We start from the raw sequence: 18,553 nt of genomic DNA on the forward strand, positions 1-18,553 counted from the left end.
CACGAGGACCGGAGCAAGCAGTGAAAAGGCGCAGAAGGATTGACCCGACTCCGCGTTCGCTCTCGCCGCACTCCCATGCCGTCATTCTCCTGATGACGTCTCGGAGAGGCGCGCGAGGTCTTCGCGCAGTCTATTCAAGTGCTCTTCTACCGTCCGTATGTCTGAGCGAAAAGCTTCACTCTCCAGCATCAGGGCATTCACGGTCTCGAAGTACTCCCAACTATCGATGAGCGACCCATGAGCATCGAAGTATCCGTCGAGTTCTCGCAGCGAATTCTCGATCTCCGAGCAGAAAACCGGGAACGACGTGGCTCCGGATTCCAATAGGAGGATGAGACGCTGGGCGTGAGCGATGTTGCCTCGAGCACGCGCATCGCCTTCGATCATTGCGGTCTCACCGTCACAACTCGGCCCGTCTCCCAATCAACCACAACTCGAATCCCGTCATCCGCGCTCGTATAGGTGATGGTCGCGGCAGTCTTCCAGGCTGGCCGACGCCTGCGGGCCCGTGACCGTGGAGGACCACGCGCCGCCCGGACCAGTCGGCGTCACCGGATCGTTCGCGCCATACGAGTACTGGTCCGACTGCGGCACGCCCGTCGGCCTGGGGTCGGGTCCGGCTCCGGCTCCGGCTCCGGCTCCGGGAACGGTCTGGGGCGCGAGGTACCGCCCGAGCGCGGAGTCGAGGACCCGCGGTCCGACCTCGGTCAGCCCCGTGGAGCTCGAGGTCGGCTGGTCCAGGAAGCCGCGGTCGGAGCTCCAGCCGGCACCGCTGCTGACGGCGACGCCGAACGGGTCGAGCCACCGCCGCACGACCGCACCGGTCCGCGAGTTGCTCTCGAGGTCGACGGTCCCGTCGACGTCGGCGTCGAGCAACCAGACGGTCGCGGCACCGGTGCCGTCGGTGTCCCGCTCGGCGACGGTGATGCCCCGGACGGAGTACGTGCGCGACGCAGTCACGGTGGTCGACCCCGGCGCCTGGTGGAGCTCGGTGTCGCCGATGACGAGGGAGGCGCCGTCGACGCGGTCGTCCTGCAGCAGCAGGCGGCCGTTCGCGTCATGGACGTCACCCTGCACCTGGCCACCGTCCGCCGCGGTGATCGACTGCACCCCGCCGTCAGCGTCGTACGCCACAGCGCGCCCGTCGAGGCTCGTGGTGTCACCGTCCGCGTCGTAGGCGAGCTGGTCGGTCGTCGTGGTGGTCCCGTCGGTCGTGGTCACCGACTGTGCGGCGTGGGGCTGGTTCGAGCCCGCTGCCGGGTAGGCGTACGTGCTCGTCGTGTCCGGACCACCGGTGGTGGAGTGGTCGGTCTCGGACAGGCGGTTCCCGGTGCCGGTGTCGTAGGTGTAGCTGTGCCAGTAGGGCGCAGCGCTGCCGAGGCCTGCGGCCGTGGGAGCGCTGGCGCAGGCACCCGAGGCGGGGGTCCAGGCGTTGGTGATCTCCTGGAGCGAGTCGTAGCCGAAGCACTGCGTCTCGGCCCCCGCCGCGCCGGTCGTGATCGCCGAGGTGATGACGCCGGCGTCGCTCCGGTGGTAGGTCCGGTCGGCCTGGACCACGGTGGCGGATCCGGTGCCGGTCATGTCCTCGATGCCGGTGAGCGCCCCGGTCGCTTCGTCGTACGAGTAGGCGGAGGAGTTCGCCACGGTTCCGCCGCGGTCGATCTGCGCGACCTGGCCGAGCGCGTTCACGAGGACGTCACCATAGTCGGCCGCGCCGCCGATCCCGACCGGGTCGCCCAGCGCGCTGTAGTTCGTCACGACCTTCTCGGCCGCGAGGCCCCCCATCGCTCCGTACGTGGTCGCGAGGAGCGAACCATCCACCGCGTACCCGTAGGCGAGCGTGTAGGTCGTGCCACCGAACGCGGGTGCCGACGACGGGATGGAGATCGTCTCGCCCGTGGGCTCGTCGTACGCGTTGTACCCGGAGTAGGACGTCGTGTACGCGGCGCCGGGAACACCGGGCACCGAGCCCGTGTAGCTCGACGATGACGTCAGCTGACCGACCTTGCGGCTGTCGTAGGTCCACGAGTCGAGCAGCGCGCCGCTGGTGCTGCCGTCGTACTCGGCGGTCCTCCGGCCGTCGTCGTCGTACGTGTACGCGACCGTCCGTCCCCGCGCGTCCGTTCGGGTGAGCTGCTCGCCGTCCAGGTCGTAGGTGGCGGTCGTCGTCCCGGAGTCGGGGTCGACGGCGGACACCTGGTCGCCCTGGAGGTCGTACGTCCACCGCGACTCGTTGCCGGCCGGATCGGTCATCGAGGTCATCTGCCCGGCGGCGTCGTACCCGTACGTGGTCGTGGCGGCCGCCGTGCTGCTCGACGGCGTGCTGCCCAGGTACTGCACGAGCTTCGTCCGCCGCCCGAGCGAGTCCGTGGAGGTCGCCGTCGGGATCCCACCGCTCGGCGGCGTGGTGACGACCTCGTCGCTCCCCGGGTAGGTGTCCGTCGTCCGGTACAGCTCCTTGCCGAAGGACCGCGTGGCCGTCGCCAGCGTGCGTCCGGCCGCGTCGTACTGCGTCTGGGTCGACGACTGGATCTGCTGCTGGTTCGCGGGCACGAACAGCCTGGCCGACGGCGCCACCGCACTCGCCCAGTAGTCGTGGTCGACGACGACCACGCGCCCCTGGGCGTCGTACTGGTCGTCCGTGACGATCGAGCCGCCGGAGGGAGAGGGCGCCTGCGTCTGGACCTGCTGCCCGAGGCCGTCGAACAGGGTGTCGGTCGTCACGCTCGTGGTGGCGTTCAAGGTGGTGGTGGCGACCGCGAACGGCGCGGTCTGCGACTCGGTGTAGGCGTAGGCGTAGGACGGCGACGTCGGGTACGTCGCGCGTGGCCGACCGGGCAGCCACACGTCGGTACGGCGCCCGAGGGCGTCGTACGCGGTCGTGGTGAGACCGCCGTCCGCCGCGGTCTGCGTGAGGACCTCGCCGCGCGTGCCGTCGTACCCGGTGGTGCTCGTCCAGCCCATCGGGTTGGTCGTGGTCACGCGCGTGACCGGCCCGCCGACCGTCGGCGTGTAGGCGGTCGTGGTCGTCCGGCCGAGCGCGTCACGGGAACTGGTCTTCCGGCCGAGTGCGTCGTACGTGCTCGTGTCGGTCGTCGTCCACACCGGTGTGGATCCGCTGTACGACGTGACCTTCCGGGTGGACGTCGCGTCGCCGACGGTCGGCGCGGCGCCGAACGCGTGCCCGTCGTAGCTCGTCTCGGTGTCCGACACCACGTCGGCCGGGAGGCCCGGGTCGCCACCGCAGGCAGCGCCGGTCTCCGTCACCTCCTGTGGCAGGTCGACGATCCAGGCGTCGGTGTTCGCCGGCGCGTAGGACGTCGTGACACACGTGGTGCCGGCGTCCGACGTCGCGGTGGTCACGGACGTCGGGTCCCCGTGGGCGTCGTACGTCGCCGTGGTCTGCGTGGTGCGGCTCCCACCGGACGCGATCGGCTCCGTGGTGGTGCTGTTCCCGTCGGCGACGACCCGGGCCGTGTCGAGGCCGTCGTCCGCTTCGACGCTCCCGGCCCACGGGGCGTGCACGGTGCCGGACAACAGCGAGCCGCCGACCCCGTCGAGGTCCTTCTCCTCGTACACCCGGCCCGCGAACCACCGCGCGTCAGGGATCGTCGTCCCGGTGACGGCGACGGTCTTCGTCCCACCGCTGGCGGCAGCGCGATCGCCGTCGAGGCCCCGGAAGAACGTGTAGTCCGTGGTCTTCTGGGCCGACGGTGTCGTGGGCGCGCCCTCGCGCACCTCGACCCGGTCGAAGCCCGCCGGGACCGACCACGTGCGCTGCGCGACCGGCGTCGACGGACTCGTGTCGTACCTCCAGGCCGGTGTTCCGGTGTAGACGTAGTCGGTTTCCTGCGCGGGGTCGTTCCCGCCGCCGGTCTTCGGGTCGCGGACGACGCTCGTGACCACGTACTCGTGGAACAGGTCCTGGCGCGCTGCGGCCGCCGGCACCACGGACGATGCCCACGGCTGCGGGAAGCACCGCTCGTCGTTGCTCGCCGCTGCCGCCTCGATCGCCGTCGCCCGCGCTGCGGTGCACTGCTGTGCGGAGTAGTTCACCGAGGTCACCGCGCCCGTCGCGGCGGTGATCGACGAGATCCGCCACTTGTCGAGCGGCGCCAGCCCGCCCGTCGCGGACACCCGGTTCTGCATCCTGACACCCGCGAACCTGGTCGCGGGCTCACTGATGCTCGTGCTCCCGGCGTACCCGGTGTGTTGCACCTGGGTCAGCCAGAGGGCCGCGCTCGTGCCGTCGCCGGGCGAGGGGAACGAGTGCGACAGGGTCCACTTGTCGACGGCCGCGTAGCCCGAACCCGAACGGACGCTCGTGGTGACGGTGTCGAGCATCGCGTCGGTCCAGAACGTGGGGACGCGGTGCGCGGAGCAGCTGGCGCTGCACGACTGGTCCCAGGGCACATCGGGGTAGGCGGAGGCGGTGGCCGGCTTGGTCGCCGCCGCGGTGATGCTCTCCTTGGCGCACGTCTTGTGCGTGGTGTCGCTGCACCGGCCGTAGGCGTCGTAACCGAACGAGGCCCGGGCCGTGGCCGCGTTCGACGAGTACACCGTGCTCCTGGTCAGGCCGTAGTCGACGTGGTCGAGCTGTCCGCCGCGGGTGTACGAGGTGGTGCTGCTGCCGTCCTTCCCGTAGCTGTTCGTCTCGGCGTCGTAGTAGTACGCCTCGGCGTCGCCGTGCGTGTCGACGACGTAGTCGAGGTTCCACCGCCACGCCTGCATGCACGAGGACGACGCGAAGGTCGACGCGTGGCAGGGCTCACCGGCGCCATTCCCGAACACGGGGACCGTCCAGGCGGAGTTCGTGGTGGCCTTGCCCTTGGCCCAGCCGGGCAGCTCGTTCAGCCCGAACCAGTACTGGGTGCCGTCGGTGGTCGTGAGGCGCCAGCAGTCGGTGTCGGACGTCCCGTTCGCGGCGCAGCCGTGCGCCGTCCCGACCAGGTGCTCGAGGCGGGACCCGTCGTCCGTCTGCAGGTGCCACGCACCCGTTGCGCTGTCGCGGACCAGGGGTGTGCTGCGGCCGTCGAGCTCGAGGGTCGCGTTGTCGGTCCTCCAGCAGAGGTCGCCGGAGGACGTGACGGCGGCGCTGTCGTCCCGCGAGCACGAGACGTACTGTCGCTGGATGGACCCGCCGCCGGTGAGGCTCCATCCGTCGCCGATCGCCGAGGGCTGGTTGTTCGTGGAACCGGTCTCGCGGTCCACCGACTGCGAGTCGTACGCGAGCGCGAGGTGCGGGGTCGGGCCCGCGGCCGCAGGCGGGACCGTCATCGGGTAGGTCCACGAGAGGGACCCCGTCTGTGCGGCGACGTCCGGGGCGGACGACGCGACGGACGGAGCGGACGACGGGACGGTCGCGGCGGAGGACGCGATCGTCGGGGCGGATGACGGCACGGTCGCAGCGGATGACGGCACGGTCGCAGCGGATGACGGCACGGTCGGGGCCGCGGACGGCACGGTCGGGGCCGCGGCGAACGATCCAGTGCCGCTGGCCGACACCGGTCCGCTCGTCGCCGCGACCGTGGTCGCCGTCGTGGTGACCTTCGGGGTGAGCACGACTGAGCCCGAGCTCGCCGTCGTCGTCACCGCCGTCGCGTTCGTCGCCGAGAGCGCCACTCCGGCGGGCAGGGTCACCCAGGTCGTCCGGTCCGCGACGTCAGCGCCGCCGGCGTTCGTCAGCAGGCTCCTCGGCACCTCGAGCTGGACCGCCCCGGACCGCGTGGTGCGATCGGTCCGCTTGATGTCGAGAGCCAGGCCGTCGAGGTGCCGCGCCTGGGCGGCGGTCGGGCTCACGACACTGATCGAGACGCTCCGGACCGCACTGGACGAGCTGCCCTGCGACTTGACCTGGATGCCGGTCCCGCCGACCGCGGTCCAGCGCGTCGCATTCAGGGCCACCGTGTACGTCCCGGAGAGCCGGCTGACCGCGGGCGTGCTGACGCTCGTGGAGGATGCCGGCGCGGCGGCGACGAGGGCCGGGCTCGCGACGTGGCCGGTGACCGACGTCCCCGGGGCCGCGCTGAGCGACGCGGCCGTCGCCGGTGTCGCGGTCAGCGCGGCTGCGACGACCGCCATGACTCCGATCGTGACGACGGCAGCCCGACTCAGAGATGCTCTCGAGCGCAGGCCACGTCCGTGGTGGCTCATGCGGCTGACGCCGATAGCCGATACGCCCGCGCCACGATGCCGGCCATGCTTCCCCCAGAGTGCGATCGGTGAGAAGTACGAGCGACTCTCACTCAGGCGCGATGCTAGCGAGCAGCGTGACGGCGCTGGGCACCCCTGTCCGAGGGGTGCGCGATGTTTCCGGGGGTCGAGGGACCCGTTACTGTCAGGACCCTCATCCAGCCGAAGTCATGGCGGGCCACGGAGCCCCGCTCCGGCTCACCGCGCCATCGCGAGCACGTCCCCCACCAACCGCACCGCGTCCTCCTCGCTCACCGGCAGGGCGAACACCGTCCGGTAGTACAGCGGTGCGATCACGTGATCGAGGACCTGGTCGACGGTCGGCGATGCTTCACCACGGGCGGCGGCCCGGCCGATCACGGCAGCGGCCTGTTCCCGACGCCGCTCCGTGACGGCGCAGTGCACCACGAGGTCCGTCCGCGCCGACACCATCGCACGCAGGAACCGTGCGCGCTCGATCCGGCCGATGTCCCGGACCACGGCGGTGGCCCAGCCGATGAGGTCGCCGTCGAGCGACCCGGTGTCGGGAACCGGGTCCCCCTCACGCGTGAGTGCCGCCACCGTGGCGTCCTGCAGGAGTGCGCCGACGTCCGGCCACCGTCGGTACAGCGTCGTCGGGTTCACGCCGGCCCGTTCGGCGACGAGCGGGAAGGTGATCCGCTCTGCGCCCTCGCCGACCAGCTGGCCGACGGCCGCGTAGACGGCCTCGAGGACGCGCGCGCTCCGCCCGCCGGGACGGCTGACCGGTTCCGAGGAGGGCATGCCTCCATTGTCGCAACGTCCGTTGCTTTTGTGTCGGTCCTGACCTAACGTTCTTATCGCAACGATCACTGCGTTAAGGAGGACCGTCCGCATGCCGTCCCGACCCGTCGCGTTCGCCATCGCCGCTGCGGCCGGCACGGCGATCCTGACCGCCGCCTCTGCCCCCGCGCCCCTGTACCCGACGTACCAGCGGTTGTGGCACTTCTCGACCTTCACCCTCACGGTCGTCTTCGCGGTCTACGTTGCGACACTGCTCGTCGCCCTGCTCGCGGTGGGCGCCCTCTCGGATCGGGTCGGTCGCCGTCTGGTGGCCTCGGCGTCCCTGCTCGTCCTCGCCGTGGGGATGCTCGTGTTCGCCGGCGCCGACGGGACCGGTGCGCTCATCGCAGCCCGGGTCCTCCAGGGTCTCGCGGTCGGCGCGGCCACCGGCACACTGACGGCCATGATCGTGGACGCGGCCCCGACCGCCCGGTCCGGCTCGATCGTGAGCAGCGCGGTGCCCTCGCTCGGCATCGCCGTCGGCGCCGTCCTCGCCGGCGGCCTGGTCGAGTACGCGCCCCTGCCGCGCCAGCTCGTGTTCTGGGTGCTCGCCGCGGTCGACCTCGCGCTCGCGGCGCTGGTCTGGAGGGTCGGCGAACGAAGCGAGGACCGTCCGGTACCGCGCGAATCGCTCCTCCGGTCGCTGCTGCCGACCGCGGGCCTCCCCCGGGAGGTCCGCTCCACGTTCCTCGCGCTGCTCCCGCTCATCTGCGCCGCCTGGGCTCTCGCGGGCCTGTACCTGTCGCTCGGGTCGTCCGTCATCGGCGGGGTGCTCGGCGTGCAGGACCACTTCGTGGTCGGGGTCGTCCTCGCCGTCTTCTTCGTGGCCGGGACCGCGGGGACCGCACTCGCCTCGACCGTCCCCGAACGGCTCCGCTCGGTCGCGGGCGCCGCCGTGCTCGCCGCCGGCGTCGGTGTCACCACGGCCGCCACCCTGCTCGGCGCCCTCCCGCTCTACGCCGTGGGATCGGCGATCGCCGGCATCGGGTACGGCGCGACGTTCCGGCACATCATCGACGCGCTCGGTCGGGAGGCGCCGGGGCACCAGCGCGGTCAGGTCTTCGCGACCATGTACATCGTCAGCTACGCCGCGTTCAGCGTGCCGGCGCTCGGTGCCGGGCTCGCCGCTGGCGTCTGGGGCCTGCAGCGGACCGCCGTCGCGTACGGTGCGCTGGTGGTGGCGCTCGTCGCCGTCGCTGCGCTCGTGCACTTCCACGCCGGCAAGCGGACGGCTGCGGTGACCGGCTGACCCGCGCCGAACGCCGAGGCCGGCTCCTGCGTGCCCGTGCCGCACACGCCATCAGGCTCGGTGATGAGGGACTGCTGCAGGTTCAGTTACTCTGACGTGCCCTACTGCCCGGTTACCCATTCCCTGTGGAGGCCAGGCGGGAATGGGTGTCGTGCTCCGACCGATGCGCTACCCGGACTTGCTCATTGCGACAGCTCGCGGTCGAGACGATCGAGGAGACTTTCGAGGGACACCTCGAACTCTTCGTCACTCCGGTCCTCGCTGAGCAACGCCCGGAGTCGACGGACCTCCGGCGCGGCGTCCAACGACATCGATCCATCTCCCTCGGGGACCGAGGCGCCTCCTTCGTCGAGGGGTTCCTCAGCGGGCCCTGCTTCGGCTCCGCGGACGACAGACTGCAGCAGCAGCTGCCCGAGCAGGAAACTGCTGAACGCGCGGTAGGCGTTCACGGCCTGTGCATCGGTGAAGCCGTTCCTGGTCAACGCGGTGAGGAACGTGTTGACGACCTCGATGCTCCGGAGCGGCGGACGCAGCCACGGTGCTGCCGGGTGGCGTGTGGCCACGAGCGGGAACGCCTTCGGGTGGCTGTCGGCGATCCGGCGGACCTCGTGCGCGACCGTCTGCAGGAAGACCTGCCAGTGCTCCCCCTGCGCTTCCTCGAGCTGCGAGGTCAGTTCGCCCATCAGTGACGCGACGACCCCCTCGAGGAGATCCTCTTTCCCGTGGACGTACCGGTAGAGGGACATCGCCTCGACACCGAGTTCCTGCGCGAGGGATCGCATCGACAGGCCCTGCGTGCCCGACCGGTCGATCTGCGCGAGCGCGGTCTCGACCACGAGGTCGCGACTCAGCTTCGGCGCTCCCGATCCTGACCGGTTCGTCCTCGGATGCTCTGCCACCGACACGTCTCCCTGCTGGTTCGCGATCCCGCGCCTCCCGGTCACCGGGAGGCAGCGACCGGTCCTGGTGACGGTACCCGCGCTTACGGCGTAAGTTCCGACGTGACTTACGCCGTAAGCCGGACAAGCGCGCCAGGTGTGCGCACCTCGAGACTCCGCACCTGCGCTCGGACGACGACGCCGCTGAGAAGGAGAAGTACGTGATCGACAACAGCGACTCCTCCGAACCCTCCGCGCCCCTGGACGACGCGGACTTCGAGAGCGGCGTCCTCCGGGCGGGGTACGAGAAGCCGTCTGTGAAGGACGCGCCGCGCATCGCAGCGGAAGAGCGAGGCAACGCTTCGCGGAGCCCGCGGCGCTCACGAGATGCAGCTCCTCAGGGCCAGACACGGATGCTGTGCGGCATGGCACTGCAGCACATGCCCATCGTGTTCTGCCGCTCCGTCTGGCGCGATCACCACACGCAAAGAGGGAATGTCAGATGAAGTTGGGGAACTCGGAACTCGATGCCTTGCGGCGGTCACCGCGGGAGTGGCGACGCCGAGGGCTGACGCCTCCGAGCGAGCTCGCGGCGATGATCGAAGCTCGGCTCCGCGAGGACAGCTCGACCACCGTCAGTCCGCAAGCCGCAGAGGCAATCGAAGACCGCAGCGAGTACGTGCCGCCCTTCGGCGACATGGGGCCGAAGTACGCCGACTTCTTCAGGTGAACGACAACCTCAACGGGAACACCAGCAGGCGGCGTCGGTCGCTCGATGGCGAAGCCAAAGAATGCAGGGCATGACCACCAACAGTGGGAGCCACGCGCCGTTCCGATGAGGAGCAACCGGAAGATCGAACACTGCCAGCAGGATGAGGATCATCGAGACCGTGGGCGCCAAACAGAGAAAGCCCCCGGCCGAGGCCGAGGGTGTCTGAACCACAGCCACTCTCCGGAATCAAGAAAACCCCCGCGTGAACGGGGGTTTTCCGTGGCGGTCCGTTTGCAGGTCTCGGACAAGCCCGTTTCTCCGGGCAACGACAGGGGTTGACTCCTCACTGGTGGCTATGCCCCCCTGTACCGTCGTCGATTTTCCCCTCGCGAGGCGAATCTCCTGATCGGATGGGGTTCGGCTTGATACCGTCCAGCTGAGCGTCGACGAGGCCGAGGTCAAGGACGGCCGCGAATCGACGATGGGACGAGGCCCTGCGCGGAGCCAATTAAGACTCCCGGCGGTAACCCGCTGCTGGTTCAAGAGCAGCTGCGTCACCCCGAGCACCCGCGGCATCAACGTCGTTGGGTCGTCGCCCCTGATCATGACGAGGAAGTCCTCAGCCGCGGCCTGCCGGCGCGGCGAGCTCCGTCTGCTTACCGCCGTGCGCTAAGACGACGGAGATCCAGGTCGTAGCCATGAGTCGGGGCCGCAGCTAGTCGATCATCGCCAGGACTCGTGCGCGGAGTGCGCAATCGCGCGCGTGGTCGTGCGGCGGCTTTGGCGCGCCGTCGTAGTGCGGGGCTTCGGCCGCGCGACGAGTTGTATTCGCGTACGCGGCGTAGGCAGTTTAGGAGTGTCGTCCTGTGCGGCCGACGTGGCGAACCCTCTTTCGACTTTGACGTGCGCGAACGGCGGCTACCCCAGTGATCGCCAACCATATCGCGATAGCCGCAGCCGGCAACGCTAGCAACCGCGTAGGCAAGGCGGCGTCGTTGGAGTAGTTATCCTGCCCTAGGCCAAGGGAGATTTGAAGCGTTACACCCGCAGCGAAGACCATCACCGCTGGGAGAGCAAACCGCAAGCTTTGTTTCCAAACGCTCCCAATTTTGCCATTTTCTTCCTGCTGGAACTTTCGGTAAAGACCAAGAAGACCGAGTGCAATGGCAAAGTATATCCAACTCGCAGCGCTCAACCGCCAGCCGTCGTGCTGTTCCCAAGCCTCCATAGCCTGATGGAAGGTATGAGCGTTTCGCTCGCTTTCCGCCGCGCCAGCTCTCGACGGCAGGTAGAGCAGCGGAAAACCTATCACCCCAAGTGCCGTCGAGACCAAGGCCGGAGTTCCCAGCACAATTCCTACGATAGATAAGCCGCGGTTGCTCATACCCACCGATTATAACGCGGGCGGCGCTTCCAGGAACGCGAGGGAACAGACACCTTCCCCCAAGCATAACCGAACGCGCTACTGGCACCCCAGCCCACTGCTCCTCGAATGCGCTTCATCCAGGCCCTGGGTCGCGCCCGCCTGGCTGCCCACCGCACTACTCGTCCAGTTGCCGCGAACTTGACGCCTCGCTCCGCCAGTTTTCCGACCACTCCGCCGCCAAGCATCCCGACTGCAGACGCCGCTGCTTCGCCATAGTATCGGCGCCCCCGGGCCAGGTAGGAGGCGGTCTGCAGTGCGCTGCAACCCATCCCGATCCATCCCGGAATGTATCCACAGGCACTCACCGCGGCCTTCGCCCACTTATTCTTAGTCACAGCGCCGAGCCCGTGAAGAAATCTACGCCAGGCGGACTGCCCATTCAGGTCAAAGTCGCCGATGGGGTCGTTGACGTACACGTACGCGTTGTCGGTGCCGCCCTTCACGGGGTCGACTTGTAGGAATCGTCCGAGTGCGGCGACGTACTGTCGGGCGCCCATCTCGATGGTGGCGATGTCGCCGAGGTGTTCGCTGAGCTTCTGGTGTTGTCCGAGCCATCCGTAGTCGGCGTTCCCGGACTGGGTGTCGGGGCCGGCTTGGTTGGCGGCGGTGGTGCCGAGGAGCCCGGTGGCGGGGTCTTCGACCTGCCCGAACGGGTCGTACACGGCAAGACCAGCGGCTGCGGTACCGGTTTGGTTGGCGGTGATGATGATGTCGCCGTGGATGTTCGGGTACGACCACGAGCTCGTGGTTCCGCGCAGTTCAGCGGTGACGTCGCCGGGGAGGGCGACGTCCCACTCCGTGGTGACGTTGGTGCCGTCGTAGGTGAAGTCCGGGGTGTCGCCGTCACCGGTGAACCCGTACCGGGTGATCCTCTTCGTGCCGTCCTTCCCCGTCTCGGTGCGCTGCACGATCCGGTCGGTGGCGTCGCGGACGTAGGTGACCTTCGACCCGTCGTCCAGCATGGTTGCGACGTGCCGGTCTTCGCCGTCGTACTGCAGGGTCTCGTCTGCGAGGCGGGTGGTGTTCCCGTGCGCGTCGTAGGCGATCGCCGACGCCGGCAGCGTCTGGTTCACTGGCGTTGCACCGGGGACAGGGTTGGTCACGGTCGTGCTCAGCAGCCGGTCCGCGGCGTCGTAGCAGTACGCCGTGGACGTCGCCGGGCTCGAAGCGACCGGGTTCCCGGCCGTGTCGGTGAGCTGGTCGGTGGTGCTGGTGCGGTTGCCGTTCCTCCCGGCCGCCGCGACCGCGCCGCTTTGGGTGCAGCTGCTGGCGTCGAACCCGTAGGTCAGCTTGTGCCGCGGGATGGTTGCTGAGGTCAGGCGTCCTGCGGTGTCGTAGCCGTACGTGGACACGTTGGAGATGGTCCCGTTCGTGGTCGTGTCCTGGAGGATGTTACCGGACTGCGACCGCACCACAGAGTCGGTGACGGAGGGCTGGTTGTTCGGGAACGACCACGTGCTGCTCGTCTCCGCGCCGGTCGCGTCCTTGACGATCTGCGCCAACGCCGACCCGTTCCCGGCGTTCCCCGCACCGGACGGGTACGTCACCGTCGCGAGCTCACCCTGACTGTAGGTGGGATCCGCGATCGGCTTCCCGTCGACGCGGACGAGTTCGACCTGCGAGTCGCTGTTGTACTCGAACGCGGTCGTGTGCGTCGCGCCGTCCGGCGTGGTCGCCGTGACGGAGGTGACCCTCCCGGCCGCGTCGTACTGACTGGTCGTCGTGGTCCCCCACACGTCCGTGTAGCTCACCGTCTGTCCGAGGAGATCGGTCCTGGTGGTGACGGTGGCGCCGTTCGGGGACCCCGTCACGCCGTTGTCGGTGACGGCCGTGGTGAGGCCGTCGGCGGAGTAGCTGGTGGTCTCGGTGCTACCCGGCTGCCCGTTGAACGCTGAGGTGGTGGTCTTCACCGTGCGGCCGCGGGTGTCGTAGTAGGTGCAGGACCAGTCGGCGTCCCCGGACTCCTTGGTGCCGGCAACGCGGCCCCAGAGGTCGTAGATGTACGACGTGACGACGGGGCTCCCGGAGGCGGGGGTCGCGTCGGTGCTGGTCATCAGCTGTCCGTACTGCGGGGTGGTGACGTCGACGCCGCAGATCTGCCCATCGGTGGTGCCGTAGGCGTCCTTGATCGTCTGGGTGTCACCGAAGTACGTCGACGTGCTCGCCCCACCGGCGGCCTGCGCGGGCAGGGTGCTCGACGTCTCACGCAGGTACCCGGTGCCGAGCGGCTCGTAGGTGCTCGTGGACTGCAGCTTCAGGTTCCCCGGGTCCACGGTCGTGGTGGTCGCCATGCCGAGCCACGGGTCGGTGTAGCTGGTGCTCGTCGTCGTGGGCGAGACCTGCGATGCGGTGTAGCCGGACGGGGCCTGGTCGGCGGTGGTGGTGGAGGTGGTAAGTCCGAAGTCGGGGGTGAGGGCGGAGCCGGGAACGACGGTGGTCGCGCCGGTGCCGATCTTCCACTCGAGGACCAGGGACGCGTCCACGGTGATCTCGCGGTACTGCAGTCGGATCCGTGCGGTTTGCCCCTTCTTCAGCGTGATCGACTTGGAGGCGGTGGTCTCGGTCGCGGAGTGGGGTCCCCAGTCGTCGATCAGGGGTTCGTCATTGATCCAGAGTTGGCTGCCGTCGTCGGCCTTGGTCAGGAACGTGTAGGTCCCGTCCTGCGGCGCGGTGACCAGGCCGGTGAGGCGGAGGGAGAACTTGTCGGCGACGAAGCCGTTCCCCGCTGCTGGCGGGGTGGTCTTCCCCCAGGTCTGGTTCACGGACCCGTCGGTGTTCCCGATGCCGAGGCTGTAGGACTTCGGCGCGCCGGAGAGGGAGTCGTTGGTGTACCAGGCGGCGCTGAGGCCCTGCATCCCCTCGTCGTACTTGGTCGTCGATGCGGGAACGGTCGCCGCGCATGCGGTGGTAGGGGTGCGGTCGGCGTTGAAGCAGGATGCCGGCGCCGGCCCGTAGCTGGCGATGGCGCGGTCCTGGTCGTTGTAGACGGTGGTGGACACGCGGCCTTGCTGGTCCGTCGAGGACAGCTGCATGTCGCGTTCGTTCCAGGTCTGGCTGCTCTTCAAGCCCGAGGGGCTGGTGCTGGAGGTCTCCCGCCAACCGTCGTCGAAGGTGACGGTCTCCGCGTGGGTGCCGGCGGGCAGTCCGAGCGCGGGGACGTCGACGAAGGTGGTGTGGTCGCCGTAGGTGTAGGTCTTCAGCGGCCGGGTGGTGTTCGCGGTGCCGTCCGGTGAGGGCAGCTGCACGCTGGCGGCCTTGCCGTCGCTGGTGTAGCTGATCGTGGTCGCGGCGTTCGCGGTGGCGGTACGGGTGGGGTCCGCGGCGAGCCAGTCGTTCGCGGTGGAGTCGCGGAGCAGGGTGAGCTTGCCGTTGTCGTATCCGAAGTCGGTGATCTCGTTGCCCGGGTCCTGGATTCGGGCGAGGTTCCCGGCGGCGTCGTAGAACAGCTGCGTGGTGTCGTTGCTGCCCGGCGTGTGGCCGGGGTAGATGATCCGGCACAGCATGTTCGGCGGGACCGCACCGAACCCGGTCGCGGTCGGGCAGGCCAGGCCGGAACTGTCGGTGTCGGCCGCGGCGAGGCCGACGTCGGCGGCCTTGTCGCCGGAGTACGCGAAGCGGATCTGTCGCGGGTTGGTGTCGGAGGACAGCGGGTCGCGGATGCTGTCGATCATGCCGGTCCCGCCCCGGTAGGTGGAGATGGGGGTGGCGCGTTTGATCGCGTCGGCGGGGTTCGTGACGGTCTGCACGAGGCCGTTCGCGGCGAACACGGTCACGGTGCCGTCGTCGTCGGTGTAGGTGACGCGGCCGCTCTGGTCCAGCGACACGATGCCGTACTCGCCGGCGGGTGCGGTGTAGCCGGTGCCGGAGCCGTCGCCGCTGGTCTTGGTGTAGGTGTGGGCGGTGCCGGTAGCGTCGGTGAGGATCACCGCGGACTCGGTCACCTGGGCGCTGGCCCAGCTGCCCGCGTCGCCCTCGAGGGCGGTGGAAGAGGACCATCCGGCGGGCAGGGTCTGCACGTCGCGGCTGAACCAGTCGGAGGGCACGACGTACTTGTTGCCCTGCGGGTCGGTGACCATCAGCGAGATGTTCGCGTCGACGGACCCTTCGTAGTAGTCCATCCGGAACGGCAGCGCGCCGGTGCCGAGTTGCACCGCCGCGGCGGTCTGCTCCGCGTGCGGTGACGGCGTCCACCCGTCGTAGAGGGGCTTGTCGGTGTCCTTGATGGTGGTGCCGGCGGCGCCGATCCACACCCGCGCACCGTCATCACGGGTGACGCTGAAGGTGTAGCTGCCCGCGGTGGGGACGTGGATGTAGCCGGTCCACCGTGCCAGGAAGTAGTCCTTCGGCACCGCGGGCCCGGGGGAGTTCTTCCCCCAGTTGAACGAGACGTTCGGGTCGGTGCGCACCAGCACCGGGGTCTTCCCGGTGAAGGAGTAGTCCGGGGACGCACCCGAGGCGGGGGTGTCGTCGTAGTAGGAGCCGGTGAGGCCGCCGGAGGCGGTCTGGAGGGAGTTGTAGCTGAAGCCCTCCCCCATGCTGCCGCCGAGGGTGGACACCGTCGGTGAGGAGAAGCTCATCCCGACGTTGCCGTTGGCGAGGTTCACCGTCACCGGGCCTGCGGTGTCGGTCGGTGCTGGGCCGGCGTCGCCGATGCGCTTGTTCACCGTCAGCTCGTTCGCCCACGGGGTCAGCTGCGGGTCGTAGCCATCGGTGGTCTGCACCGTCCAGGTGTAGTGGCCGCCGTCCTGCAAGGCGTTCGCGGGGACCGTCCAGCTCAACCGGCCGTTCGCGGAGGTCACCGCGCCGCCCGCGGGCAGGCTCGACGGGTCCACCCAGCCGGTGGAGATCACGGCGCCGCTGACCGCGTCGGAGCCGGTGGCGATGGTGAGGTCGTACTTGACCTTGTCGCCGTTGACGTCGGTGAGCAGCGGCGTCGACAGGGTTGGCGTCGTCGAGGTCTGCACGGCCTTGTCCACCGGCAGCGCCGAGGACTGTGACGCCACGGCCGGGGTGTTCGTGGTGAAGGAGAACACGGACGACGGCTCCTGCGTGCTGGTGCCGTACACGCCGTCGTAGGCGTCCTTCACGTACGCCTTCCAGTAGTACTTCGTGCCCGGCTTGAGGGTGCCGTCCGGGACCTGCGCCTGCTGGTCACCCCAGCCGGAGTTCCACACCGTGCTCGAGTCCGGGTTCGAGGACGTGCTGACCTCGTACTCCCACTGCAGGCCCTCCCCGGACGGGTCCGTGGCCGACACCGCAAGGGTCGGGGAGAGGGAGCTGCGGCCGCCGTTGGCGGGGGCCGGGGATATTGCGCCGCCGGCGCTCGGGAAGTCCTTGTACCCGAGGATCAGTGCCGCGTCGATGGTCTTGTACGTGTACGAGCCGGGCGTCTCCGACCCGCGCGCCATGATGTACATGCCCGAGCGCTGTGCCCGCACGAGGGAGGCGTACTCGTTCGCGACGCCGTCCTCGTGCGCGCTGCCGGAGGAACTGATCGTCCACCCGCTGAGCTTGGTCCCGACCCCGCCGTAGGAGAACGACGTTGCCTCGTGCACGGACCCCGTGAACGCGTCCTGGGTGCCGGCGTTGTGGTAGTAGCCGTCAATTCGGCCGGAGATGATCTGCTTGCCGAACAGCTGCTCGTACTTGAAGTGCTGAATGCTGCGCCAGTATTTGTCGCCGCCATCACGGGAGTTCCCGATGCGCATGATGCCGTCGGTGATCGTGCTGCCGTCGGACTTGTAGGCGTGCTGGTCGTCCGACCATGCTGTGGCGGACGACGGGTCCACCGACACCGGGTACACCCGCGCCGGGTCCGTCAGCCACGCACGGTCCGGGCTCATCCGGATCGTCCATCCGCTGTCCGTCTTCGACAAGGTCGTTGCGACGGTCGTGGAAGCCGGCTCCTGGACGCCCGCGACGCCCGAGGAGTCCGACATCCGCGGGGCGGGGATCGCGAACTCCGTGGTCCCATCCGGGGCGGTGAACACGATGGTGCCGTCGTCCTCGGTGGCTGCGGAGAGGCCGTCCGCGTCGACGTCCCAGGTCCAGCTCTCCTCGTCCGCGTCGGGCACCGCGCCGAGGACGAGCTCCTCCTTCACCTGCGCGTTCGAGACCGTGTACCGCAGGTCTGTGTCCGGGAACACGTTCGGGTAGGTCACCACGTCGGACAGGGCGTCCTTGCTGCTGTGGTGCAGGTCACTGTCCGCCGCACCCTCGAGGGTGTACCGGATGGTGTACCCGTCGTGGTGCACGGTGAGCACCCCGGTGTCGGACGCCTGGTCGGCGAACTCCGGCGTCAGCGGGTGGTCCTTGACGACCGCGTCTCCGTCGGAGCGGACGGTCACGTCGGTGTTCACCGGCGTCCAGTCACCGTCGCTGCCCTTGACGTTCAACGGCGTCTCGGAGATCACCACGGTCCGCGTGCCGTCATCGTTCCGGTATGTGTTCCGGAACTCCGACTGCGACACCAGATCCGAGGTGTCCGGGTCGAACGACGACTTCGGGGAGTCATCGATCGCGGCGTCCGCCTTCGCCGTTAGCAGCTTCGGCTGATGCGTGATCGCGTCCGGCGCCGTCGGCAGATCCTGCTCCGGCATCGTCAGATCCCCGACCGGCACCGTCGGCTTCGCCGCCTTCACCGCGTTCGACGACTCCGGCGGGACGATGGAGTAATCCGAGCCCTTCGGCGTATCCGCATGCGCCGGCACGGTGACCAGCACCTCCGCAAACAATGCAGCAGTGAGAACAACAGCAGCCGTCGCGAAACGACGAGACCCCCGGACCAGCATCAACACCCCAAAGCGTCAGCGGGCTCCCCCGCGGCGAACGCGCGACCGAGCGCGCGAAGCTGAGAGTAGGGACAGCGGAGCCTAAGAGCCAAGTGGGTAGCCGACTGAACTACTTCACACGAATGAAGTGTCGGGGTACGAGTAATTCCCCTCAACAGGGGGTCATCGGATCCACTTCGCTGGTAGCCAACACAGGAACACCAGAATGCGTCCGAGGGGGGAAAGGGTACAAATCAGCGGATCTGAGGTTTCCTACAGGCTTCGGACACCGGCCAGCCAGCCCTAGTGACAATGGCGAAGAACTGACGGCGAAAGAGCTGATCAGAGCGCCCGGCTCGCGAGCGCGCCGCCTCAAACAGAAGAACCCCCGGCCGCGGCCGAGGGCTCTTCTGGAGACCGGTCTGTAGATCGATCACACTGGCGGTACCGGTGGGATTTGAACCCATCGCCCTGTGTTCGTACCTGCACGGGCGCGCCCCCGACCGCCGGATTCATGGGGAAGTT

The 18,553-nt window shown here is 69.0% G+C and carries 8 protein-coding genes; 3 read left to right on the forward strand and 5 right to left on the reverse strand.

Translation table 11 applies throughout. The features are described 5' to 3' along the window. Nucleotides 1-81 precede the first annotated feature (81 nt). The 3 genes from DEI82_RS15920 to DEI82_RS02370 form a co-directional block, all read right to left on the reverse strand. A complete protein-coding gene (locus DEI82_RS15920) occupies nucleotides 82-387 on the reverse strand; it encodes a hypothetical protein (RefSeq protein WP_146242804.1) in 306 nt (101 codons plus the stop codon). A 57-nt stretch (nucleotides 388-444) separates the two neighbouring features. Beyond that, entirely contained in the window at nucleotides 445-6,081 is a 5,637-nt protein-coding gene (locus DEI82_RS02360; RefSeq protein ID WP_181435073.1) for an RHS repeat protein, read from the reverse strand. Between the two features lie 309 nt (nucleotides 6,082-6,390). Beyond that, nucleotides 6,391-6,954 carry a TetR/AcrR family transcriptional regulator gene (locus DEI82_RS02370; RefSeq protein ID WP_111035684.1) on the reverse strand — a complete coding sequence of 188 codons (564 nt, stop codon included), beginning with the start codon at nucleotides 6,952-6,954 and terminating at the stop codon, nucleotides 6,391-6,393. 91 nt (nucleotides 6,955-7,045) lie between these two features. On the opposite strand from DEI82_RS02370, the gene DEI82_RS02375 reads away from it, so the two are divergent. Beyond that, nucleotides 7,046-8,242 carry an MFS transporter gene (locus DEI82_RS02375; protein WP_111035685.1) on the forward strand — a complete coding sequence of 399 codons (1,197 nt, stop codon included), beginning with the start codon at nucleotides 7,046-7,048 and terminating at the stop codon, nucleotides 8,240-8,242. Nucleotides 8,243-8,424: 182 nt separating this feature from the next. Here DEI82_RS02375 and DEI82_RS02380 read toward each other — a convergent pair whose 3' ends face one another. Then, nucleotides 8,425-9,141: a TetR/AcrR family transcriptional regulator C-terminal domain-containing protein gene (locus DEI82_RS02380; RefSeq protein ID WP_111035816.1), complete on the reverse strand. Its 717-nt coding sequence runs from the start codon at nucleotides 9,139-9,141 to the stop codon at nucleotides 8,425-8,427. A gap of 200 nt (nucleotides 9,142-9,341) precedes the next feature. On the opposite strand from DEI82_RS02380, the gene DEI82_RS15925 reads away from it, so the two are divergent. Both DEI82_RS15925 and DEI82_RS15930 read left to right on the forward strand, forming a co-directional pair. Next, a complete protein-coding gene (locus DEI82_RS15925) occupies nucleotides 9,342-9,626 on the forward strand; it encodes a hypothetical protein (RefSeq protein ID WP_146242805.1) in 285 nt (94 codons plus the stop codon). Further along, nucleotides 9,623-9,850 carry a hypothetical protein gene (locus tag DEI82_RS15930; protein ID WP_146242806.1) on the forward strand — a complete coding sequence of 76 codons (228 nt, stop codon included), beginning with the start codon at nucleotides 9,623-9,625 and terminating at the stop codon, nucleotides 9,848-9,850. The genes DEI82_RS15925 and DEI82_RS15930 overlap by 4 nt, the downstream gene beginning before the upstream one ends. Before the next feature lie 1,362 nt (nucleotides 9,851-11,212). Here DEI82_RS15930 and DEI82_RS02385 read toward each other — a convergent pair. Next, on the reverse strand, nucleotides 11,213-17,857 hold the full coding sequence (locus DEI82_RS02385) for a PA14 domain-containing protein (protein ID WP_146242808.1): 6,645 nt from the start codon (nucleotides 17,855-17,857) through the stop codon (nucleotides 11,213-11,215). Nucleotides 17,858-18,553 lie beyond the last annotated feature (696 nt).

The sequence above is a fragment of the Curtobacterium sp. MCBD17_019 genome (genome assembly GCF_003234555.1).
GTDB lineage: Bacteria > Actinomycetota > Actinomycetes > Actinomycetales > Microbacteriaceae > Curtobacterium.